This is a genomic window from Vibrio algarum (assembly GCF_028204155.1).
In the GTDB taxonomy this organism is placed as follows: Bacteria; Pseudomonadota; Gammaproteobacteria; order Enterobacterales; family Vibrionaceae; genus Vibrio; species Vibrio algarum.
Genome location: NZ_JAQLOI010000001.1, coordinates 2,268,201 through 2,290,599, shown reverse-complemented (window position 1 = coordinate 2,290,599; position 22,399 = coordinate 2,268,201). Strand labels below are relative to the sequence as shown.

Here is a 22,399-nt window from a genome sequence, read left to right as displayed (position 1 = left end):
GGTTGTTAGGAGAGAAGTGGATTATAAACCTATTGGTTTGTAATCCACTTTTTGCTGTTGGTGTTATAGTTATATTGCCGACAGTTCTTGCTTCAGCGCTTCTTTATTGACTTGGTTCTTGTCGTTTTGTAGTAAAGGCATGAACTTTTTATACACGACCTTGCTAGGAATCATATAAGAAGCCAAGTGTTTGTTTAGTTCAAATAAGATTTCTGTTTCGCTTATCTGATTCGGTGCAGAGTAGACTAAAACGATTTCTTCTTCGATTAGCTCATTGTCCATACCAAACACGGCACAACGGTCAATACCAGGAATGTTTTTCTGTACCACGGATTCAACTTCAAATGGAGAAACGCGATAGCCTCTCGTCTTGATCATGTCATCGTTACGAGAAACGAAGTAGAAATAACCTTCTTCATCTTTGTAAACATAATCACCGGTTGCCACAACGGTCTCGTCCACTAATTGGCCTTCTAGGTCGATCACATCTTTTAGAATTGAGACCGATTTAAAACGTTCCGCTGTTTCTTCTGGCGCATTCCAGTAGCCTTTGTAAATGTAGCCACCGCGATGAATCAGTTCGCCAACTTCTCTCGGAGCACACTCTTTACCATCTTCATTGATAACATAGAGTTCTACATCTGGTATTGGCTTTCCAATAGAGTTTGGACGGATCTGCACTTGTGATGGGTCTAGGTAGGTCGAACGGAACGCCTCAGTTAATCCATGCATGGAATAGAAGTCAGCATTACGGAAAGTGCGTTTACAGTCATTTATCATTCTTGCGGTGACATTACCACCGGACGAAGTGATGGTTTTAACACGGTCGAACAGTTCTGCACTTGGAATACGTGTGGATTCTTCATCAAACATCTGTGAGATGTACACAGGCATCACAGGCAGAACCGTCACTTTATCGTCTATCAAATGGTTGAAGAAATCTTCTGGAAGAATAAAACGGTGCATCGCCAATGTTGCTTTCTTGTAGAGTGTACAAAATAGTTGATTTAGACCGTAATCAAGATTAAAAAACAGCACGCCAGAGATAACATCGTCTGTTTTTAGTTGTAGGTATTGAGAAACGACACGCGCGGAATCAATGAGGTTTCGATGTGAAATCACAATCCCTTTTGGTGTGCCTGATAAACCGAAAGAGTAGGTGATAAGCGCTGAGTCGTGGCCACTTATATCGCATTCGTATGGTTTGTTATAGTATTTGTAGATCTCTTCGAAAGAGGCAATCTCTTTGTTAGCCGAATCATAAGAGATGATATGACCTGCAAACTCAATCTCTTCGATGCTCTCAAGTTTGATATTGTCAGTGATAATACACTTGATATCGCAATCTTTGATTATGTATTTAACTTGCTCTGGCTTTAGCATCTTGCTCATTGGTACTAAAATATAGTCAGTTGATAGCACCGCTAAATCGGCAATCATCTGCTCAATGCGCTTATTTGAGTAAATACCAATACGAGTGTTTTTAGGTAAGCCAAGTTCTTTAAGGTAAAGGGCAACCTGATTCACTTTTTTAAACAGTTCAGCGTAGGTAACCTGACTGTCTTCTAACAAAATGGCGGTCTTATCTGCATGTGTCTCAACGGCACTTTCTAGCAGGGTTCGAATACAGTTTATTGACATTCTAATTTTCCTTTTGCGCCAAGAGTCCAAATATCATAGTTGCTGTCTAGAATAGTGACTGGCTTATGATCGGACGTCATAATTTTTTTATAGAAAAAGGCGATGATGTCTTCAATCTCTTCACTTGAAAGTACTTTAGTAATACCGCCAGTGATGACAATAGAGTTAATCGCTAATAACTTGAGATTAATATACGCTTTTCGGTAGTGTGAAATTTTGCACAGGACCAAAAAGATAGAGAGTTGCATTAAAATCTTGGTCGCTTTTTCACTCTGTTCTTGGAAAATGTTTTCCGTCACCTTAAGGTGCATCAGTAGTTCATAAACGAATTCGTTATTTTGTGCGGCGAAGATAAGCGACTGTTTGGATTTATAGACACCTAGCTTTTTAAACACGAGACGGTCGTATTCGTTTTCAGTCACGATATTACCATCGATAACCAAGTCTTTAGAGTAGTGAATATCGGTTGTTGCACCACCGATATCGAGCACAATAAACGGGTCAACCACAGAGTAACTTGCATCTACGTGCGGCAATGCCTGATTGACAATATACGGAGTAGAATAAATCTGATTAGAAGTTATTTGATAGAGGCTCTTAATGTCTTCTTTACCTTCAATATCGAGTTGATAAAGATTGGTGAGATACTCTTTAAGGTTGTCTTCGACAATATGTAAACGCTTATCGATGATATTAGGCAACGTCACCAAATCTTTTAGTTTTTCAGATAGTGCTAACGCGTCCGACTCGTTGCCAACATAAACAATGTTGGAATAATTTAACTGCTCTAGGTAGTTAAAGAGTGGGTCTCCAAAAATACCACTGTTTGCATCAATACCACCGACCACAATTACAACGTCGACTAAATCGCTAGGGACAGAGTAGTCTGCGATGTTTTGGTAAAGAATCGTGTCGATGATGTTAATGCCTGAATTAAAGGCAATATTGGTCGCGTATTTCAGTGAAAAAGACTTTGTTACACCGATGATCAATGTGCTTAGGCCCCCGTTCGCAGAAGAACAGATATGAATGTTTTCTTTTTCATATTGGCTAACCTTCGATCCGCATTTGTGCATCAAGTCATCGAGAATATCTTTATTGAAGTCTCTAAAATGTTGCTCAATGTGCTCTGAATCGGAGACCTTAAAGTAAGTACTGCCGATATCGATAAATAGTTTTTCACTTATAGAAAGCGTTTCTACGTTCTGGCTCATTGCATAATGCCTATATCATGAATTATGTCGTTAACGATGCTTGTGGTGTCTTTGTTGAGATCACATTGGGCGCGCTCATACTCAAAACAACGATCTGGGATCGGTACACCCCCACGGTCGATGATTCGAATGTTTTTGTTCGCATCACGAATAGTAATCATCTTGTTGTGGTTAATGATGTGCGGAGAAAATGGCACATCAATAATACCGCATTTAATACAGTTGAAGACTTTACGCCATAATGTATCGGCCGAGTCGTTAAACACTGCGTCCATAATCGCCATTACTTCAGCTGTTAAGATCTCTTCTTCTTGCTCGTCGACAATATTTGGTAGGCCATTAAGAATACGCAACGTATATTGCGTATCGGCTACGGTTTTAGCATTGGCTTCTTTGGTTGGAATACCTGCGGCTTCTTCACGGGTTTTGGTGATAATTTTATCTGCACCGACCATTGAGGCAATCACAGTCGACATATTAATGAGCTGCTCTGCGTAGCTTTTATTGGTTGGGAATGCTCCCATCCATTGGTGATATACTAAATGAATGCTGGCATCACCGCAGCCAATCGCTTCAGCGTAATGTTTGGCTAACTTCTTAATAACCGCGCCGGTAACAATATCTTGATTCATTGAGCCTTGCTGTGCAAAAGAGACTGAAAAAGACTTTACGCCTTCCTCTAAAGACAGCAGCATCTCTAATAACTGGATAACGATAGTAATCGATGGTGGAACCAACGTTGCCGTTAATGGGCCAAAAGACTCACGGTTAATTGGCTCATTCAGCTTAGAATAGTTAGCACATACACGCTCTACGTACTTCCAATACATAAAGGCTTTGTCTAATGGAAAATTCTTTGAATAAGGCAATAGGTACGTAATTGGGCCACCTTCAATTTCGAAGATGCCAGACGCTATGGCTGTTTCAATCAATAACCTAGCATCAGGTGTTCCGTGTCTTAAACTGACGGGTTTATTGAAATGGGTAATCATTTTACGGGTAGTGCGATAACCGTGATTCACCAGTGGATAACCGTTAAGCATATCGACGTCATTTTCTTCACTAAGTCGAAGCATCTTTTTCGCTGTGCCGTAGTCGTTAAGTCGGGTATTTGAGTCAATGGTAAGGGGAAGGACATCAACGTTGGCATTAACAAAAAACTCGTTTAGCGCAAATTGCTTTTTATAAGTGGGAAAACCACCTCGCGGTTGCACTAACATTTTTTCTTTCTTTTTGAAGTGATGAGAGATAAAAAGTTCTTTGTCTGCGTTGGTTACAAACTCCTTTACTTCGTCAAAGTCAAAGGTGTCTACATACTCATTACTAAGGATTATTTCTCTTTCTTCTTGAAGTAGGCTCATGCTTGACCTCTCTTTTCTATAAAATCTTCTAAAAGGTCAAGGCCGGTATTTAGGTCTATCTGATGACAAACCAAGTCAAAGCCGTATTTCTTGTATTTTTTGACTATTTCGTCTGCATCGCCACTGCCTACGGTTAAGTTGCCACCAATCATCATGATGACATCATCTAATCCTTTGTATTGGGATTTGAGCGCTCTAACTTCGCGGCTCCAACCCTCTGCTTCTCCATTAAGGGAAGAGATGAGCAGCACTTCGGCACCGGTTTCCACTACCGCGTCGAAAAATTCTTCTAGATGCGTATTCACACCTAAATTAAAAACTTCATACCCTCTGGCATCGAGGGAGAGTTCAATGAGCCGATTGGCAACAACGTGGATATCGTTGCCAACTACTCCAGTCACTACTTTCATAAAAATAAATACCTGATTTCCCTATTAGGGTGCCTGTCTGTCTGGGTGAGTATTAAAGTAAACCTTGAACGTGAGGTTACCTATAACTCTTGTACTTCGTGCAAGAAGATAGAAGGTGGCTAGTGCTTAGGCAACACCGATGACGTATTCCATTGTTTCGTCACAATAACCATCTTTAACCAGACGCATGGGCATAATAATCGTTGGCAAATTTTAAATTTAGCTCGTATTTAATTATTATTTACTAGGCGTCCGGACATCTTTTTTGATCCAGTTGCATGCAGCATACCACACTAAAAAAAGATGTAAAAAGCGGTAATTTGGATGCTAGAATGAGAAATTAACTAAAACGATTAAAACTAGTAGAAAACAAGGATGATTTATGGAATTTTTTACCGCAGATATCTGTGATGAGTATCCAGAGAAGACAAGTGTATTAGGTGCTGGTTACCAAAATTTCGGTGGTGCTGATAAATGCCAAGGTGAAGTTGTTACCATTAAATTGGATAAAAATAACTCAGATCTTATCAAGCTGCTAAGAGATGAAGATGGCACAGGTAAAGTGGTTGTGGTTGATGTGGACCAAGAGTATTTTGCTGTTGTTGGTGAAAACTTAATGAAGTTTGCAAATGCCAATAATTACGCGGGCATTATCGTGAATGGTTATATTCGTGATACCTTTCAGATTAAAGACATTCCAGTCGTTCTTTTTGCTTTGGGAACATGCTCAAGAAAGTCTATTCCTGTTACTTCTGGCGAAAGAGATGTTTCATTATCGTTTGGTGGGATTGAAGTGAAAACAGGTGATTACCTGTATGCCGATACTGATGGCGTTATTGTTACAGAAGAGAAGATTGTATAACTGCTGAATTATCTTTAAAAAAACAGTAGTGCTAATGTTATCCCCGGTCAATGGTGATTGATCGGGGATTTTTGTTTAGGTATGTTTATAATGCTTTCAATTAGGATTGTATAGCGGACTCTTTTTGTTCAGCGGCTTTACCCTTCAGTAATTGCTTCTTTTCAAATCGAGAAATCCACCAGTAAGCAATACCAGAGAAGACTGCCGTCATAAATACGTTAACAAAGAAGGCGTCAACTAAGTCGGTTCCCGCAGGGAATGCCGAGGCTGTCATGCTTACAACAAAGATAGTGATAAGCACTGAAACGACCGTCATACCAAATTTGCGAGAACCCATTTGAAATTCACGAGGTGTATCGTCGTATTTCCAACGGAATACAAAGTAAGCCACCATGATAAAGATAGGCGGTAACATTGCGGTACCGGCTGTTAGGTTTATGGCCGTATTCATCATATCTTGCACAGATTCAGAGCCGAATCCATTAACCACAAGCATGAAGAAAACGAAAGCAAACTGCCACCATGCTGCTCGAACGGGAACGCCATGTTCATTCAGTTCAGTTGTCTTCTTACCGTATACGCCTTTTGGTATTTCAGAGAAGTGAATTTTCACTGGTGCGGCTGTCCACATCATCATAGAACCAAACATGGCAATGAATAGAACCACACCCACAAAGCGTCCAACCATTGCTTCAGATAGTTCGAAGTACTGTGCCATGCCGGTAAATATTTCAACCATACCACCGGAGTAGCTTAAGTCTTCTCTTGCAACGAATACGTTAACTAACAGTGAACCAACAGCGTACATGGCACCGATTGCGACACCAGCACCAATGATCACCTTAATAAAGCTTTTTTGGCCTCCTTTTACATCGTTTAAGTAGGCTGCGGCTGTTTCTGCACCACCTGCGGCTTGGAAAATCCAGCACATAATACCCAATGTTGCCCAGTTTACCGTTGGTGTCATCGCCTCTAATGAGATTGGCTCAACAGGGACGTGGTCGCCACCTAAAGCGAGTAGCGCGCCAACAACATAAATGCCAAACAGTGCGAACACGCCATAGGCAACGAATTCTGCAATTTTACCTAACCAAGAAGCACCTTTAGTCGAAATATGTGTAGCTGCAGCAAAAAGCACAATTGATATGATAGACGTGACAATAGGGGAGAAAGCAAACTCGTAACCAAGCATGGCGTAAGACGCATAGGCGATTACGTTTGGCAGTAAAGAAATAAACCAGAACAAGTTAACAAACCAGTACAGGAAAGAGCCTAAATAAGCCATTTTTGTACCTAGGGGTTGTTTAAGCCAGTCATACATTCCTGATTCCGAATTTTTATTTGCTGATACAAACTCAGCAATAATAAAGACGAATGGAATAAAATAGACGACGGTGGCGAGTAGAAAAATAGGCGCTGAACTTAAGCCCAATTCTATATTGTTGTTTACAATATTGCGAACGTTAAATACCGCTGCAAATGTCATCGATAGCAAGGCAAATTTACCTATCGTGCCACGAAGTTGTTCAGACATAATGTTCTCCGAAAGTACTAGTTATTATGTTTAGTTGAGAGGCAAAAGAAAAGTTAAATTCATCTTGTTGCCTCCATATTTGTTACTAACTTAGTTAGTGTGACTTGCGTTATTTGTTTAGAAAGTAACCATCTTCAACGGTGACTCGTAGCACCACTTTACGAACAAGATTGCTCTGGTTAATTCGGTATGCGTTTTGATTGGAATAGATAACAACTTGACCTTTTTTTAGGGTCTTAATCGTTCCGCGACCAAGTAAATATTCTCTGTCGGTTTGATCGTTGTATCGGTTTTGCTCTGTCAGTGACGCTTTATCTGCAAACTCAATACTTTCTTCACCATCTAGGTAGTAGTGAACCTCTAGATATCGACGATTCCCTGTAAATGTTTTTAATTCGTTTGCTTTAACCGGATTGCTGTCCTTACTTTGAATCATGTATGTTAATGAATCGCCAATTGAGTACATTACGCCATCTTTTAGGTTGTTGATGTTGTTGATTGCTTCGACGCAACGGTTCCACTTACGACCATCGCGATATACAGATTTAAACTGTTCTAGGCTGTCTAGAATGATCATCATTCCTCCTCGTTTTTACTTGAAGTTGCGGAAGTAAAGAAACCAGTATCGAAATGGTGGCTTATTAGTTTTTGTGCAGAGCAATCTCCAGAATTGAACGGAATTAACGTTAACCCATAACGGAAGGCATCCATGTATACGCGGTAAGAATCTAGCACTTCACTGCCCCAAGAATTTGACCCTAATCCCATCACTTTGTGGTCTAGATTTAAGGTGATATAACCGCTTCTTGTGAGTTCGTTGGTATGTTGGGCTTGATGTAGATTGTCATTGGTGTAAAGCCATGCGCTAAAATTCATTTCGCGCTGAGGTTTTACAGCTAAACCATTCCCTTGACGAGAAAACAAAGCGGCCCATTTAACGTCTTGACGGTTTCCATTGTTTTGAGGGAAAGGGTAATTCTCAAACATATCGTCTACGGTGGTTTGGTAGATGTCGATGAGGTTTGCTTGCTTACTGTCTTGATAGTTTTCTTCTGGCCCCCGACCGTAATATTGCACTTGGTCAAAATCACCGTTAATACCGAGATCAAATCCAATGACTGGAATTACATGCGGATAGTCACCATACCGGTCACCACTCAACTCAATATTGATATATCCTTGTGGACAGATCTGATAGCGGTAAGTACAACGCATGCCAAAATCGTAGACTGGCGGCGCGATAATGCTGGTGGTTGTGATTTCGACTTTACCTTCTACTAACTCTAGATTTAGTGTACGGAAATGCTCTTGCATAATCTGAAGATGCGCGGGTTCCCATAAACCATCATGTTCTTGTTTATGGTTATCGATCATAGGCTTGAAGAAGTTAAGCTTAGGCTCAGAGACTATTAGCTCTTTTCCGTTCACAAACCATGAGGTGAGTTTTCCGTTTAATTTAGAAAAACAAAGAGCAAAATTGTGGCCGTTTATTCGATATTCTAGGCGAGACTCAACAACTTTTAGCGGTGTGGTATTGTTATGCTCAAAGAGCTTAACGACGGCGGTATTTTCCTTTAATTTAAATTGATACACAGCAATATCGTGATTAGCATCGCTGTAGAGCGTGCGTGAGTTTTTACGTACCGTAAAATTAACAAAGGCCTCTCTGTCGTCGAGTTCTGGGAGGTTCAATGTGAGTTTTCGGCTCGAATTTTCTGCGAGTTCTAATACAACAATCTGTTCAATTGCGATCGTTTCTCCCTCGGCACGAACTTCTGCGGTAATGGTGTAGTCATCGATATTGGAAAACCAAAGTTTATTGTCGACGACAATTGAACCTTGGTTAGCGTCAAAATCGCGCAATTTCACGGGGGCGATCACTTGCTTATATTCTTTTAAACCCGGGCCTGGTGTTTGATCTGAGTAGATCAAACCGTCCATGCAGAAATTGTAATTATTTGGATAATCACCATAGTCACCACCATATTTATAGAAGCTTTCACCTGACTCGTCTTTGGCTAAAATTCCGTGATCACACCATTCCCAAACATAATGACCTTGAATTGACTCGTGCTGATAGAAAACGTTTTGATACTCAGATAATCCTCCTGGTCCATTACCCATCGCATGAGCGTATTCGCAAATAATACGTGGTTTGCCGTGAGGGAACTCACCAAAGTCATTCATCTGTTGTACGCGTGAATACATGGTCGATATTATGTCGACGACTTCTGCATCGCGATCTTCTTCGTAATGTACAAGGCGAGTGTCATCGATAGTTTTTGCTGCTTGATACATTGAACGAATATTACAGCCGTAGCCAGACTCGTTACCTAATGACCATGCGATGATAGATGGGTGATTTTTCTGAGCGTGAATATGACGTTCTATACGTTCAACAAATACAGTCTCCCAAGCAGAGTCATTAGTTATTCTGCTTAGATCATCCACATTGGCAAAACCGTGGGTTTCGACATCGGTTTCCGCCATAACGAATAACCCATAGATATCACAGAGTTCATAGAATCTAGGGTCGTTAGGGTAGTGGGCAGTGCGTACCGAATTGATATTGTGTTGTTTCATCAAAACGATGTCTTTCTCGACCCGATCAATGCCAACAGCGCGGCCTTTTAAATGATCGTTGTCGTGACGATTTACGCCATGTAACATCACGTATTTGTTATTAATGTAGAACAATCCATCGCGTACTTTGATGTCACGAAATCCAACGCGCTGTGGGATCACTTCTAATAGATTGCCTTTATCGTCTTTAAGCGTAAGGACTAGCTGGTATAAATAGGGATTTTCGGCATTCCAATGAGTTGGGTTAATAATGTCAATTGAGAATTGAGTATGTAAGCTGTCTTTAACCAATAAGTTTTCAACACAACCCTCACTAACGACGGTATTTCCATCAAGTAAGACATACTCTAAATTGGTGTAACAATCGTTGTGGTTAAGGTTTTCTAACTCAACGGAACAACCTAGTGTGGCGCTTTGGTAACTTTGGTCGAATTCAGTGCGGACTGTAAAGTCACGGACATGAACAGGCTCTTTGCCTACCAAATAAACGTCTCGGAAAATACCGGCCGTCCACCACATGTCTTGATCTTCAATATAGGTGGAGTCAGCCCATTGCATTACGCGAACAGAGAGTAGGTTTTCTCCTGTATGGACAAAATCAGATACATCAAACTCAGCGGTTAAACGACTGCCTTTGCTAAAACCAACATATTCACCATTTAGATAAACCTCAAAATAGGTCTCCACGCCATCAAATTTAAGAATGGTCTGCTTATCATCCCAACTATCACTAAGAACGAAAGTACGCTGATAAGCGCCTGTTGGGTTATCTGAAGGAACAAATGGCACATCAATAGGGAATGGAAACCCTTCATCTGTATATTGAAGATCACCATGCCCTTCCATTTGCCACATGTTAGGGACGGTAATTTCTCCCCAGCTGGACATATTTGTTGTGTAGAACTCGTCAGGTACCAACAAGGGATTAGTGAAATAATCGAATTTCCATTGTCCGCTTAACAGTTGAAAATGGCTGCTAAGCTCCCGTTGGAATGTCTTTGCAGCATTTATAGAATCATATGAAAAAAAGTAGGCACGAGGTGCCAAGCGATTCTCATGTAACTTGAAGAAATTTTCCCAGTTGTTCACGTTTTCTCCTCGTAAAAATTACTATTTAGATAACTTGGGAATATTTTAGTAAAACTTTTACTAAAATATTTATCTTAAAGTCGATAACTTTAACCTGGTCACCAATTACTGATTATTTAAGTAGAATCATGGAAGCGATTTAACAAATTCAACGTTATTGGGGAGAGGAACCGATAAAATTTGGTTAGTGAGAAAAAATGAAAAAAAGCGCCGAGACTCGGCGCTTTTTAAAGGCGAAAATGAGGATGTTTTATTTAGTTGTATCTCGAAGCTTTAGTTTGCTCGGAACATAGACTTGTATGGGTAATGCTCTACCATCTCTGTCTTTTTCTATCAATAGGTTTACACCCTGAATACCCATCATTTCAGAGTGAATTCGAACGGTTGAAAGGGATGGAAAAGTAAACCGGGCAGTAGGAATGTCATTCACACTGATCAATGCAATGTCTTCTGGAATACTCAATTTATGCTCTTGAATCGCTCGTAAAACGCCAATAGCGATAGAGTCTGAGGCCACAAACAGTGCGTTAGGAAAAGGCACATTTTTGGCAAGCATTTCTTTGGCTAATTTGTAGCCTGAAGAACTGGAAAAGTCACCTTTATAAATGTCGGTCTCAGTAACGACCCCTCTGAGAACGCCATACTCTGTAAAGGCGGTTTCGCGAATGTCAGTATGGTTAGCTTGATCTTGCCCTCCGATATATCCAATGCGGTTATATCCCTGATTAATAAAGAAATCAACGATCTCTTTACTAATGCGTACAAGGTCGACATCGATTGAGTCATAAGGTGAGTTAATATCGTTAAAATCAACATAGCAGATGTTATCGGTATATTGCTTAACCTGTTCAAGAACGAAAGACGTGTTTCGACCGACAAGTAATATACCCGTTACTTTCTTTGCAGAGCGGGGAAGGTCACCTTCGTAGCAATTGGTCAGTTTAACCCCTAATTTTTCGCATTGGGTTTCAATTCCATGCCGAATGGATAAGTAGTATGGGTCATTCACTTCTGCTTGCTGCTTATAGTTATAAACGGCTAAAAAATGGTGCGGGTTTTTTCTTGCTTGGTTCGCTCTTTTCGCACTGCTGGTTCGGTATTCCAGCTCTTCTGCAATTTCAAGAATACGATGTTTGGTTTCATCTTTAACGCTTAATGTAGGGTCGTCGTTTAGTACCCGAGAAACGGTCGCTAATGAAACCCCAGCTTTTGTTGCAATGTCTTTAAGTGTGGCCATTCAATACCATCTCTGAATAAGGCTCACTTCTTGTGAGCAATTTTTTATGTTTTCATTGTAAACAATACTTATATCTAAGTGCCAGTTTTTAGTAAAAAAGGAAAAAGTATTTATATGTCATATAAAACTTGATAACTCTTAAGATGGGAACAGAACCAATACCATCGCCCCTAGCAAAAGAGTTTGACTTAAATTAAGTACATTTGTGCAATCATAGAACTTTGAGACAATGTCTACTAAGAATATATTTCTATTTAGTTATTACTGAAATCGAATCGAATTCAATTCTGAATATTTAAACCTTTATGAAGGCCGCATAACTAAGTTGTTAATAAATCAGCTTATTAATATTGCGTTACAATTGTTTTTCAATTAAGAAAAGCGTAAATTAAATTGATAAAAATGAACATAATTTGCAAGGTATAACTTGATTGGAAGGTTAGCAGAAGTTACAAGAGTGGATATGCCTTTCTGACGACAAGATGTTTAGCTTAAAAGAGAGTAATTCAAGGAGAATATTAGTATGGCAGTGTTATATGAACTTGATCATTATATAGATATTTTTCCTTGGAACGAGAGCTTTAACACTGGCGTAGTAGAAATAGACCAACAACATAAACATTTAATTGATCTATTGAACAAAGTGGCTGGACAAGTCATTTTGAAACACTCTGATATTTCTTTGGATTCCCTAATTAATGAATTAGTCAACTATGCAGTTTATCACTTTAAATGTGAAGAAACTCATTGGCTAGCAAAGTTACCTAGTTTTCCCGAAACAGAGAAACATAGAGACAGCCACAATCTATTTATTACTCGCATTGAGGAGTTTAAATTATCGGCTAACATAACGGCTGAAGATCAATGGCTTGAAGATATGCTCTCTTTTTTAGCCAGTTGGCTAGCATCACACATACTGGAAAGTGATAGATACATGGCGTTGCTTGTTCAAGCAACTACATCTGGTAAATTGCCCGAAGAGGCCAGTCAGTGGGCAGATAAACAGATGCAAGGGGCAACAAAAACAATAATTAAAATTATTCTTTCGGCCTATCGAAACTTGACCTCTAACACTCTTAGTTTGATGCGTGAAATTAAAGCAAGCAAGATTACCTTAGATAAGCTGTCAGAGAGTGAACACCGATTTCAGCGAGCAATGGAATATGCACAAATTGGTTATTGGTCATTTCCGTATGAGGGAACGGTTGCTGATTGGTCCCCTGAAATGTTTCGGTTGTTTGGTATGTCACCGGAGGATACACCAGGACCGAAATCACTTTGCGGGATAATGCGGGCTGAATATCAACAGCCATTTCTTTGCTCAATGGATGAGAGTTTCCAAACGGGTAAAGATCACCATATTGAATACCCTATTATTCGGCCAACTGATGGACAAGAGCGCTGGATTGAATGCCGAGGACGAGTCGCTTATAACGTCGACGGAACACCAGAGAGTATTTCCGGATTTATACAAGATATTACAGAGCGTAAAAAGAATGAAAAGCAAATAACGCAACTCGCTTATTTCGATACTTTAACGGAACTACCGAATAGACGACTATTGTTTGACCGCTTGCATCAAGCCGTTTCTGCATGCAGTCGCCGTAAACATAATAATGCTCTTCTTTTCCTAGATATTGATAACTTTAAAACGGTTAATGATACCCATGGGCATGAGTATGGCGATGCGCTTCTTAAAGAAACCGCCGCGCGTATACGTCAATGTCTTCGTGATAGCGATACGCTTGCACGGTTTGGAGGAGATGAATTTGTTGTATTGCTTCCTGAGTTAGCCTCACTACCTATCGATGCAGCAGCTCAAGCGAAACATGTGGCCAACAAATTATTAGAGATACACTCGCTTCCTTATCAACTAAAAGAGCTTAGGTATAATAGTAGTGTGAGTATCGGTATCGTATTGTTTAATGACCATTTGCGTTCAGAATCCGAACTATTGAAGCAAGCAGATATCGCGATGTATAAAGCAAAACAATCGGGTAAAAACGCGGTCTGTTTTTTTGCACCTGAAATGCAAGCAGAGATCGCAGCTCAGTTTGTACTTGAAAACGAATTGCGGACAGCGATCAAAGAAAAACAATTTGAACTGTTTTATCAACCACAAATTAACCACTTAAACCAGATCGTTGGCGCAGAAGCACTTATTCGCTGGCGACACTCAAGCAAAGGCCTCATTCCGCCAGATACGTTTATTCCCCTCACGGAGAAAACAGGATTGATTCTCCCTATAGGTGAGTGGGTGTTAGAAACCGCCTGTCAACAGTTAAATAAATGGAAAAAAAGTGATAAAACACAGCATCTTACAATCTCAGTAAATGTAAGTTATAAACAACTCCGAAAAGTGAATTTTGTGGCTATGGTTGGTCAGTTGCTGCAAAAATACGATTTGAAAAGAGGGAAGTTGAGGTTGGAGCTGACAGAAAGTATGTTGGTTGGTGATATGGAAGAGATCATATTTCAGATGAATGCGCTTCGAAACATGGGTATTCATTTTTCTCTTGATGATTTTGGTACAGGGTACTCCTCATTAAAATACCTTAAAAGATTACCGGTTAGTCAGCTTAAAATTGATCAATCGTTTGTGAAAAACGTAGAGTCTGATATCAGCGACCAATCGATTGTAAAGGCTATCATTTCGATGTCTGAAGCATTAGGGTTGTATACCATCGCTGAAGGCGTAGAAAAAAAGAGCAGCGAACTTTTCTAGAAAATGAGGGGTGCAATGTTTATCAAGGTTATTTATATAGTAAACCTCTGCCAATCAATGAGTTTGAAAGGTGTTTATTTCAAAACACCCCCTAATGATGAGTTCCAAAACATCTTTAGATACAAGGTGATGGTTAGATGACAGTATTTATCTTTTAAACGGGTTTCTTAAGTGCTGACCAAATACATTAATAAGTGCACCAGTTACAATAAATGCGCCGCCTAAATAGGTCCACAAAGAGGGTATTTCCCCAAAGAACAGAACCCCCAAAAGTGCAGAAAACAGGATTTGAACATAGGAGTAAGCGGATGCTTTTCCTGCGGCTTGAGTTTGCATCGCTTTGGTTAGGCCAAATTGACCTACTTGAGTAAATATACCAAGCAAGACCAACATGAATATTATGTGCAGGCTCGGCCAGACAAAATCATCCCCAATGAGGATCAATGAGATAGGCAAAGCTACAAGAGGAAAGTAGAAAATGATAACCGAGCTGTCCTCGGTTTGGCTCAGTTTTCTAACAATAACGTAAGCAATAGAGCTGAACAGAGCACCCAACAACGCGATACCGACGCTGAATAGAGGTAAATTTTCCGTTAAGGCGTTACCCATGCTCGGCTTAACCATAAAGAACAGACCAATTAAGCACATCAAAATACAGATAATCGTTGAAATTTGAATCCGCTCTTTGAGAAATAGAACCGCGAGCAGTGCGGTAAATACAGGGTTAACGTACTGTAATATAGTGGCTTCAGCTAAAGGTAAGGTAGTGACGGAATAGTAAACACAAATTAAAGCCGACGTGCCCATAACACCTCGGGATACCAGTAAAGGCTTATTATTCCCCCATAAGGAAATTCTTTTTCGTTTTACATCCAAGTAGCTGATGATCCAAGAGACAATCGCCCTTGCGGCAACGATTTCAAACAGTGGGATACCATAATGACTGACATACTTTACACAAGCAGACATGAGAGCAAAACCAAGCGCTGAAAGGACCATAAAGCGGACCCCAGCAGGAAAGAGTGTTCCTAGGCGAGTGGACATAAAATAGTGTTAAATTGATAGCGAAATGTGCACTCTAGCACATTATGTAATTAACGGGTTAACTCACTCTTACTTGATTGCGTCCCGACTGTTTAGCAAGGTACAGTGCCGAATCGGCCCGTTCAAATATTTTGTGTACTTCGAGATATTCGTCTTTGAGCGTGGAACAACCAATAGACACAGAGTAGGGAATTTGTTTGTTAAGCTGAATATAGGGATTGTCTTGAATGTTTTGGCATATTCTTTCACCAATAATGAGGGCATCTTCTTCGCTAGTATTTGGTAGCAATATTGCAAACTCCTCACCCCCGATACGCGACAGATAGTCGATTTTACGTAATGAATGCTGACATAACTGCGTAAAATGACAGAGTACTTTGTCACCGATTGAATGACCATGGGTGTCATTGATGGTTTTGAAGTGGTCTAAATCGAGAATAACCAAAGAAAAAGTCTCTTTTTTCTTGTTGTATATTTCAATGTGTTCTTGCACTAATGACTCAATTTTTCTGCGATTGAGTACCCCCGTTAGTGGGTCTGTTGTTGCTTCATGACGCAAGCGGTCTTCAGCCTCTTTGCGCATGGTGATATCCAATAGTATTCCGGCCAGCACATCACCATTTTGGTCAATTTTGGAGGTTAACTCTATCCAACGATAGTCACCGCTGTCTCTTTTGATTCTTAGGTCACAGCGAAACGATTGGTCATTATTTTGTCTAAACTGGCGAACTAATTGAAAAAATCTTTTTCGGTGTTCAGGGTGAACTTTTCTTAAGCACTGCCGGAAAGAAAACTGAAGGTTATTTGATTTTTTAGAGACGTTGCTGAGTATTTCTGGTGTGCACCATAGGTGTCCTCTACGAATATCGAGTTCCCATGCACTGCATGCGGTGATTCTTTTTAGGATATCTAGCTGTCGTCGCTTTGCGCTCAATGTATCTCTTAAAACCGCGCTCGAAATAAGAAAACTTGCCGTTCTGAGAAGTGCTATTTCACTTGCTGACCACTCTATGCGGCGTTCACAATCATCGAAACCGAGTGTTCCCCACCATTTGTTTTCTACCACGATAGGAATGGTTAGCATGGAGAGTATCTTTTGATTGGAGAGATACGTTTTCAGCCATGTGTCAGCAAGTTGATCGACGATGACATGTTGATATTCCCCTCGGGAGCGGCTTTCTATTAACGAAATGTATTCCGGTTCTTTGGTGTTAGATGAGAAGCGGTTGAAACTGGGAAGTCCGATCTGTTTGTATTTTGGTTTAGATGCCCATTCAAAAGCGTAGTCTTGAAGAATATGATTTTCTTCTAACTCTAACGTTTGAAATATCCATACGCGGCTAACGTTTGTTATTTTACCAAGATCCGCTAGTAGAGCATCTACCCCTTTGGGCCAACCCCGGCCAGTAGTGAGGTCTTCTGCACTTCGAGCAATCGCCGTTAACAGTTCATTTTCAATATGACTGCTTTCGGTGTGATCTAAATTTTCAAAGCTACCTGTTTGAATGACCATAAATGCTCTAAATAATTAATAGGAGTACTTGCCAATATCATAATACATTAAGATTCGCAGTTAATGTTTAAACCTGCAACCTATAGGTTAATAAAGAAAGATAGTTTAGTAATCAATTTTACTCAATAGTGATCATAAACTTTATATTGTTGTAACATAAGGTTTATAAACTGGTATTAAACGTTAGCACTAAGGTCGTTATGCTCACTATTTTTCAGCACGAATTCGATTTTGACCCAAGTTACGGGTATGACAACAAGCAATTATTGACGGTCGAGCCTGGTCAAGAACCACAAGGTTTTACAGAATTTTGGCAAAGAAAATATCAACAAGCGTTAACGATTAAACCTTTCTTAAGCATTCAAGACACGGGCCGGATAGAAAATAGTTGGCGCATATTTGATTGTTATTACGACTCAGCAGAGGGGATTAGAATTGGCGGTTGGCTGTTGCTACCTTCAACCGGTCAGGTGGAAAAGGCTTTAGTTTGGGCACATGGTTATGGTGGTATTGAATCGCCTGATAGTAGTTGGATTTTAAAAAATACAGCGCTGCTAATACCCTGTATGCGAGGCATTGGCCGAAGTGCTCGTGCGCCAATATCTAGTGAGTCGAAATGGCACGTTCTTCATGATATACAAGATAAAGATAAGTATATTCTTGGAGGTTGTGTTCAAGACATTTGGTGTGGAGTCTCCGCTCTATTGAGCCTATTTCCTCAGACTTCTGGCAATATAGGTTTTTGTGGTAGTAGTTTTGGTGGTGGTCTTGGGGTATTTGCAAGCGCATTTGATTCAAGAATTAAGAGAGCACATTTTCATGTGCCTACCTTCGGAAACCTAAAAGTTCGTATGGCTTTACCTTGTATTGGTAGCACACAATCGGTACGTGATTTTGCCGTAAAACATGCCGACATTGTTGCCGAAACCTTACCGTTTTTTGATGCTTCGGTTGCTGCCCGCTATTTACTCCAACCGACTCATTGGGCGTTGGCTAGATTTGACCCGTTTGTTGCGCCACCAGGCCAATACAGTGTTTACAATGCTTGTCGTGGTCATAAACAACTCTATTCGTTAGATGCAGGACATTTTGTCTACATAGGTCAAGGTAAACAAAAACGAGAGTTGCGGCGTAATCTCGAACAATTTTTTAACGTTAGGGTCTAAAGATGCATCGTGAATACCACTGTTGGTGGAGTCCTAATTTAAATCGCACCATGGAACTGCTTGTTTTCGGACATGCTGGCGCTAAGGTGTTGGTTTTTCCTACTCGAGGCGGAAGGTTTTTTGAATACGAGCAAATAGGGTTGGTAAACTCGTTAGCAGAAAAAATAAATTCGGGTCAATTACAGCTATATTGCGTAGACAGTGTCGATGCCGAAAGTATTTACTGCTTTTGGGCTCATCCCCATGGTCGAATTAACCGTCATCAGCAATATGAAGAATACATTTTGCAGGAAGTGTTGCCATTGATGGCTCATAAAAATGATCATTCCTGTACTATCGCTCATGGTTGTTCGCTTGGCGCGTTTCATGCGGCAAATATATTCTTTCGTCATCCACATTTATTCAGTAAGTTGGCTGCATTTTCTGGTCGATATGATCTTACGTGGCAAGTGGACTGTTTTGGCAATCAGTTTGATGGCTTTTATAACGAAGACATCTATTACAATACACCGTCTCATTTCCTACAAAATCTAGAATGTCCAGAAAGGCTACATCAAATAGACAGCAGTGACATCGTGTTTACTATTGGAAACCAAGATCCTTTTTTACAAAACAACCATTTGATGAGCCAAATCCTCAATCAGAAAGGTGTCCCTCACCGAATGTATGAATGGGAAGGTCGAGCACACCGAGGTTATTATTGGCGAAAAATGGCACCACTGTATTTGTGATTTTATTTCGAACCAATATCAAATTTTTATGATTGGTGTGAAAATAATACCTATATAATTATTTTTTAATAATGCCCTATGATAGCCTGCAGCAACAACCTCTAATGTTTAATGCCTATAATCTATGGACATATTAATCCTTTTAGCCATTTGTGTTTTAGTGTCACCAATTATCTTATCTATTGTCGCATTCAATAAAGCAAAATCATTAAATATAGTTATCGACAAACTGCGAGAACAACTAGAACGCCTTAAAACCGACCACGAGTTATTGCGCTTAGAATTTGAAATGCAACAAACTCGGCCTCGTTCTGAGAGTGAATCATCAGGTGTTGATGAAATCGATTCAACACATAAAGAAGAACCAATAACATCGGTAGAAGCGAATTTGATGCCTAATAAAGTAGGTTCAAATTCGATCGAAACCGTCTCAAAACCTACAGTTATACAACCAGACTACAACGTGATGGGAGCTGAAAAGGTTGTGTTAGCCGGAGAATCAATCAGTTATTCCGAAAAACTTTTTGGTTTTTTAAGTAGCATTAAAAAGAGGCTGCCTGAACCGATGGCTCGGCTCGTGGGCAAAATCAGTCCAATAGCGTTAGTGGGGTTAGGGATTGTTTTTGTCGGCTTGTCATTTTTAATTAAGCTCACTTATCAGGCGTTTAGCGTACCGTTATGGTTTAAATTGTCTGCGATAGCCGTTGCTGGTTTTTGTTGTGTCGGGTTAGGTTGGCGACTGCGGAAAAAACCGAATTATTTTGGTGTGGCATTGCAAGGAAGTGGAATGGCGGTGTTGTATCTTGTGGTTATCGCTGCAGGCCGTTATTTTGCTCTAATACCCATTGAATTAACCTTCTTGTTATTGTCTGTGCTCGTTGTTATCACGACGCTACTTGCTCTGCTACAAAATGCTCAAATAATGGCGGTAGTGGCGGCATTAGCCGGTTTTGCTGTCCCAGTGTTGTTATCGACAGAGGCAACAGGTAATCATCTCATTTTGCTCGGTTATTACTTGTTGCTGAATCTCGGCCTTGTTTTCTTAGCTTATAAGAAAAAATGGTATTTCTTAGAAAAATCAGGGGTTATTTGCACTTTTGTTTTAGTTGAATTTTGGCTGGTGTTTTCTTATCACTCCTCTCTGATGTGGGAAACGCTGCCGTTCTTAGCAAGCTATTTCTTCTTGTACTTTTTATTGGCTCATTCACATGCATGCGAAGACTTTTCTAACAGAAAACAAGTTATATCGAGCGTATTGGTCTTCACGCTACCCCTTACTACTTATGCTCTTTTTTACACAGCAACAGCAACGGTCGCTGAATATACGGCCTATTCATCGTTGTTTTTGTTTGTCTGTTATACCGTCGCTGCGTTCACGACGTCTAAGTTACAGAAAAACAGCCAACTCGTTTATGTATACAAAGCTTTTGCCCTGCTATTTTTGGCTGTGGCTATTCCGGTGTTCTTTAGTGCGACGTTTACCGCGGCTATTTACGCGTTGAAAGCGGCGATGATTCTCTGGTTAAGTAATAAACAGGTTCGAAGTAAATTTGCATTAGTGGGGCTCGCTTTTCTAATGGCGAGTTTCTATCAACTATATCAACTACATGAAGACATTTTGTTTTATCCTACCGTGATATGGTCGTGGATCATTCAATTAATGCTGATATGTTTGGTGTTGGCCTACTATGTCTCTGATTGGTCGTTCAGCTATAAAACGAGCCGGTTTTCTCTAGCCAGAGAGACGATAAGCCAATGTGCGATGGCGGCCATTGTTCTCTTGACGGTTATCCCTTGGTTATGGGTCATGCTGGTGGATGTTCATTCACTGCTCTTTATTCAATTTATTTTTGTGACTGTACTTCTATTTGTTGGTCATCAGTTTTCTCGTTCCCAATTCAGTTGGGGAACATTGCTTTTGCCTCTCATAGTGACGATTTATTTTGTGATTACGTCATGCAGAGATCTTATTATCAGTGGATTTGCCACTATTGTTTCAGTGGCACTGTTGTATAAAACGAGTTTCCCTATTAAACAGAAAGTAGTCTCACTATGTTCGATGGCGTGGTTGAATGTATTGCTCGGTGTGTTTGTCATTATTGCTTCTACGCGTGCAAATTGGCATGACAGCATTGAATTCATTCTCGTGACTTATTTCTTTGTCACTCTTCTGGCTTGCTTCGCTTTATATCGAGCAACGAAGTGGGTGGTAATCACTCAGCTATTTTGGCTTTCCCTCTTTGGGTTGTGTTGTTAATCGCATTTGCAATTGGGTCACAAACTCAAATCGATTGGGTTGAGCGGGGTGGTTTAATTGTGGGAATATTTAGTGTGCTTTATGCATTCATGAAACTCGATTTAAACAGAGTGTTACTAGAGTTGGTAAAGCGCAAGGCAATAAAAAAACAGGTTGTCTTTTGTTATCACGCAACTCATTTTTGGGGACTCGCTTTATGCTGCATTGCTTATTTCAATCAAGTGTTGTCTTTGAATGTTGAAGAGACGTTACTATTACTACCTTGGTTGTTGGTTGGGTTCATTGTGGCTTGTTATCAGCCTAAATTGCTCACCCGATGGCCGCTAAAAGTTTACCAACCATTATACCAACAAGTTATTGTGCTTCCATTTTTAGCGATTATTGCGAGTTTTATACTGTGTACATTGCCAATATTTGAAGTATCCATCGCCGATGTCATATGGCTACCAATTTTGAATCCGTTAGAGCTTACCTCCATGGCGTCAATGTTATTTGTTGTTCATTGTCTGCGCCATAAAAACGCTCAAGTTGTTCTCACTAATTATTTTAAAATTCAATTAGGCAAAACAAAATTGGTGTCAATTTGGGTGGCTTTTTCGGGGGTTATTTTTGCTCACAGTGCGTTAGGTCGCGGAGTTAGTCACTATACACTTGCGAGTTATGATCTATTCTCATTGTGGCATTCAGGTGTTTTTCAGGCTGGGTTAGCCATACTTTGGAGTGTTATAGCGATGATGGCGACGGGCATTGGTTCTCGATTTGGCAGTGTGAGAATCTGGTGGGTTGGAGCAATATTATTTGCGGTCACTGTTCTTAAGTTGCTTGTTTTGGATTTGAGTAATAGAGATACCATTGTGATGGTATTTGCGATTATTTTCGTTGGTGTCGTAATGGTACTCGTGGGTTATTTTTCACCCATGCCGAAAAGTCGCAAGTCTCTTGAATAATTGACTCTAACACTCATCATTATAACGCCTACACGGGATTAGGATGTAGGCATTATAGTGTAAGTTACAGTGGTTCTTGTTATCG

Annotated in this window: 16 protein-coding genes; 6 read left to right on the top strand and 10 right to left on the bottom strand. The window is 40.2% G+C overall.

Annotated elements, in window-relative coordinates; translation table 11 throughout:
• Positions 1 to 69 precede the first annotated feature (69 nt).
• Genes PGX00_RS10715 through glmS form a run of 4 tightly spaced genes read right to left on the bottom strand, consistent with a single transcriptional unit; the run spans position 70 to position 4,626 of the window.
• On the bottom strand, positions 70 to 1,641 hold the full coding sequence (locus PGX00_RS10715) for an AMP-binding protein (protein ID WP_272136059.1): 1,572 nt from the start codon (positions 1,639 to 1,641) through the stop codon (positions 70 to 72).
• A complete protein-coding gene (locus PGX00_RS10710; RefSeq protein ID WP_272136057.1) occupies positions 1,632 to 2,855 on the bottom strand; it encodes a glutamate mutase L in 1,224 nt (407 codons plus the stop codon). Before PGX00_RS10710 ends, PGX00_RS10715 begins: the two co-directional genes overlap by 10 nt.
• Complete coding sequence (locus tag PGX00_RS10705) at positions 2,852 to 4,216, bottom strand: hypothetical protein (protein WP_272136055.1); 1,365 nt, start codon at positions 4,214 to 4,216, stop codon at positions 2,852 to 2,854. The genes PGX00_RS10710 and PGX00_RS10705 overlap by 4 nt, the downstream gene beginning before the upstream one ends.
• On the bottom strand, positions 4,213 to 4,626 hold the full coding sequence (gene glmS, locus PGX00_RS10700) for a methylaspartate mutase subunit S (RefSeq protein WP_272136053.1): 414 nt from the start codon (positions 4,624 to 4,626) through the stop codon (positions 4,213 to 4,215). Before glmS ends, PGX00_RS10705 begins: the two co-directional genes overlap by 4 nt.
• Before the next feature lie 382 nt (positions 4,627 to 5,008).
• On the opposite strand from glmS, the gene rraA reads away from it, so the two are divergent.
• A complete protein-coding gene (gene rraA / locus PGX00_RS10695) occupies positions 5,009 to 5,488 on the top strand; it encodes a ribonuclease E activity regulator RraA (protein WP_272136049.1) in 480 nt (159 codons plus the stop codon).
• Positions 5,489 to 5,588: 100 nt separating this feature from the next.
• Here the strand turns inward: rraA and PGX00_RS10690 are convergent, their stop codons facing one another.
• The 4 genes from PGX00_RS10690 to ebgR form a co-directional block, all read right to left on the bottom strand.
• Positions 5,589 to 7,022, bottom strand: a complete 1,434-nt coding sequence (locus tag PGX00_RS10690; RefSeq protein ID WP_272136047.1) for an amino acid permease — start codon at positions 7,020 to 7,022, stop codon at positions 5,589 to 5,591.
• Between the two features lie 109 nt (positions 7,023 to 7,131).
• A complete protein-coding gene (locus PGX00_RS10685) occupies positions 7,132 to 7,599 on the bottom strand; it encodes a beta-galactosidase subunit beta (protein ID WP_272136045.1) in 468 nt (155 codons plus the stop codon).
• Positions 7,599 to 10,694, bottom strand: coding sequence for a beta-galactosidase subunit alpha (ebgA, locus tag PGX00_RS10680; protein ID WP_272136042.1), 3,096 nt, complete (start codon positions 10,692 to 10,694; stop codon positions 7,599 to 7,601). The genes PGX00_RS10685 and ebgA overlap by 1 nt, the downstream gene beginning before the upstream one ends.
• 250 nt (positions 10,695 to 10,944) lie before the next feature.
• The gene (gene ebgR / locus PGX00_RS10675; RefSeq protein WP_272136039.1) at positions 10,945 to 11,931 is read right to left on the bottom strand and encodes a transcriptional regulator EbgR; all 987 of its coding nucleotides are present in this window, start codon (positions 11,929 to 11,931) and stop codon (positions 10,945 to 10,947) included.
• 523 nt (positions 11,932 to 12,454) lie between these two features.
• Here ebgR and PGX00_RS10670 point away from each other — a divergent pair.
• Positions 12,455 to 14,656 (top strand): bacteriohemerythrin, encoded by a 2,202-nt coding sequence (locus tag PGX00_RS10670; RefSeq protein WP_272136037.1) that lies wholly within the window; start codon positions 12,455 to 12,457, stop codon positions 14,654 to 14,656.
• 147 nt (positions 14,657 to 14,803) lie between these two features.
• Here PGX00_RS10670 and PGX00_RS10665 read toward each other — a convergent pair whose 3' ends face one another.
• Complete coding sequence (locus tag PGX00_RS10665; RefSeq protein ID WP_272136034.1) at positions 14,804 to 15,700, bottom strand: DMT family transporter; 897 nt, start codon at positions 15,698 to 15,700, stop codon at positions 14,804 to 14,806.
• A 58-nt stretch (positions 15,701 to 15,758) separates the two neighbouring features.
• Positions 15,759 to 17,213 carry a sensor domain-containing diguanylate cyclase gene (locus PGX00_RS10660; protein WP_272136032.1) on the bottom strand — a complete coding sequence of 485 codons (1,455 nt, stop codon included), beginning with the start codon at positions 17,211 to 17,213 and terminating at the stop codon, positions 15,759 to 15,761.
• Positions 17,214 to 17,413: 200 nt separating this feature from the next.
• On the opposite strand from PGX00_RS10660, the gene PGX00_RS10655 reads away from it, so the two are divergent.
• The 4 genes from PGX00_RS10655 to PGX00_RS10640 all read left to right on the top strand — a co-directional run bounded on the left by PGX00_RS10655 (position 17,414) and on the right by PGX00_RS10640 (position 22,314).
• The gene (locus PGX00_RS10655) at positions 17,414 to 18,379 is read left to right on the top strand and encodes an acetylxylan esterase (RefSeq protein ID WP_272136029.1); all 966 of its coding nucleotides are present in this window, start codon (positions 17,414 to 17,416) and stop codon (positions 18,377 to 18,379) included.
• Between the two features lie 2 nt (positions 18,380 to 18,381).
• On the top strand, positions 18,382 to 19,110 hold the full coding sequence (locus PGX00_RS10650; protein ID WP_272136026.1) for an esterase family protein: 729 nt from the start codon (positions 18,382 to 18,384) through the stop codon (positions 19,108 to 19,110).
• A 124-nt stretch (positions 19,111 to 19,234) separates the two neighbouring features.
• A complete protein-coding gene (locus PGX00_RS10645) occupies positions 19,235 to 21,367 on the top strand; it encodes a DUF2339 domain-containing protein (RefSeq protein WP_272136023.1) in 2,133 nt (710 codons plus the stop codon).
• Positions 21,313 to 22,314 (top strand): DUF2339 domain-containing protein, encoded by a 1,002-nt coding sequence (locus tag PGX00_RS10640; RefSeq protein ID WP_272136020.1) that lies wholly within the window; start codon positions 21,313 to 21,315, stop codon positions 22,312 to 22,314. The genes PGX00_RS10645 and PGX00_RS10640 overlap by 55 nt, the downstream gene beginning before the upstream one ends.
• Positions 22,315 to 22,399: the final 85 nt, after the last annotated feature.

Coding starts and splice junctions, on each gene's coding strand:
- PGX00_RS10660 (WP_272136032.1), bottom strand. CDS start 17,213: ATGGTCATTCAAACAGGTAGCTTTGAAAATTTAGATCACACCGAAAGC.
- ebgR (WP_272136039.1), bottom strand. CDS start 11,931: ATGGCCACACTTAAAGACATTGCAACAAAAGCTGGGGTTTCATTAGCG.
- PGX00_RS10690 (WP_272136047.1), bottom strand. CDS start 7,022: ATGTCTGAACAACTTCGTGGCACGATAGGTAAATTTGCCTTGCTATCG.
- PGX00_RS10705 (WP_272136055.1), bottom strand. CDS start 4,216: ATGAGCCTACTTCAAGAAGAAAGAGAAATAATCCTTAGTAATGAGTAT.
- PGX00_RS10645 (WP_272136023.1), top strand. CDS start 19,235: ATGGACATATTAATCCTTTTAGCCATTTGTGTTTTAGTGTCACCAATT.
- PGX00_RS10655 (WP_272136029.1), top strand. CDS start 17,414: ATGCTCACTATTTTTCAGCACGAATTCGATTTTGACCCAAGTTACGGG.
- PGX00_RS10665 (WP_272136034.1), bottom strand. CDS start 15,700: ATGTCCACTCGCCTAGGAACACTCTTTCCTGCTGGGGTCCGCTTTATG.
- PGX00_RS10670 (WP_272136037.1), top strand. CDS start 12,455: ATGGCAGTGTTATATGAACTTGATCATTATATAGATATTTTTCCTTGG.
- glmS (WP_272136053.1), bottom strand. CDS start 4,626: ATGAAAGTAGTGACTGGAGTAGTTGGCAACGATATCCACGTTGTTGCC.
- PGX00_RS10710 (WP_272136057.1), bottom strand. CDS start 2,855: ATGAGCCAGAACGTAGAAACGCTTTCTATAAGTGAAAAACTATTTATC.
- PGX00_RS10715 (WP_272136059.1), bottom strand. CDS start 1,641: ATGTCAATAAACTGTATTCGAACCCTGCTAGAAAGTGCCGTTGAGACA.
- PGX00_RS10650 (WP_272136026.1), top strand. CDS start 18,382: ATGCATCGTGAATACCACTGTTGGTGGAGTCCTAATTTAAATCGCACC.
- PGX00_RS10685 (WP_272136045.1), bottom strand. CDS start 7,599: ATGATCATTCTAGACAGCCTAGAACAGTTTAAATCTGTATATCGCGAT.
- rraA (WP_272136049.1), top strand. CDS start 5,009: ATGGAATTTTTTACCGCAGATATCTGTGATGAGTATCCAGAGAAGACA.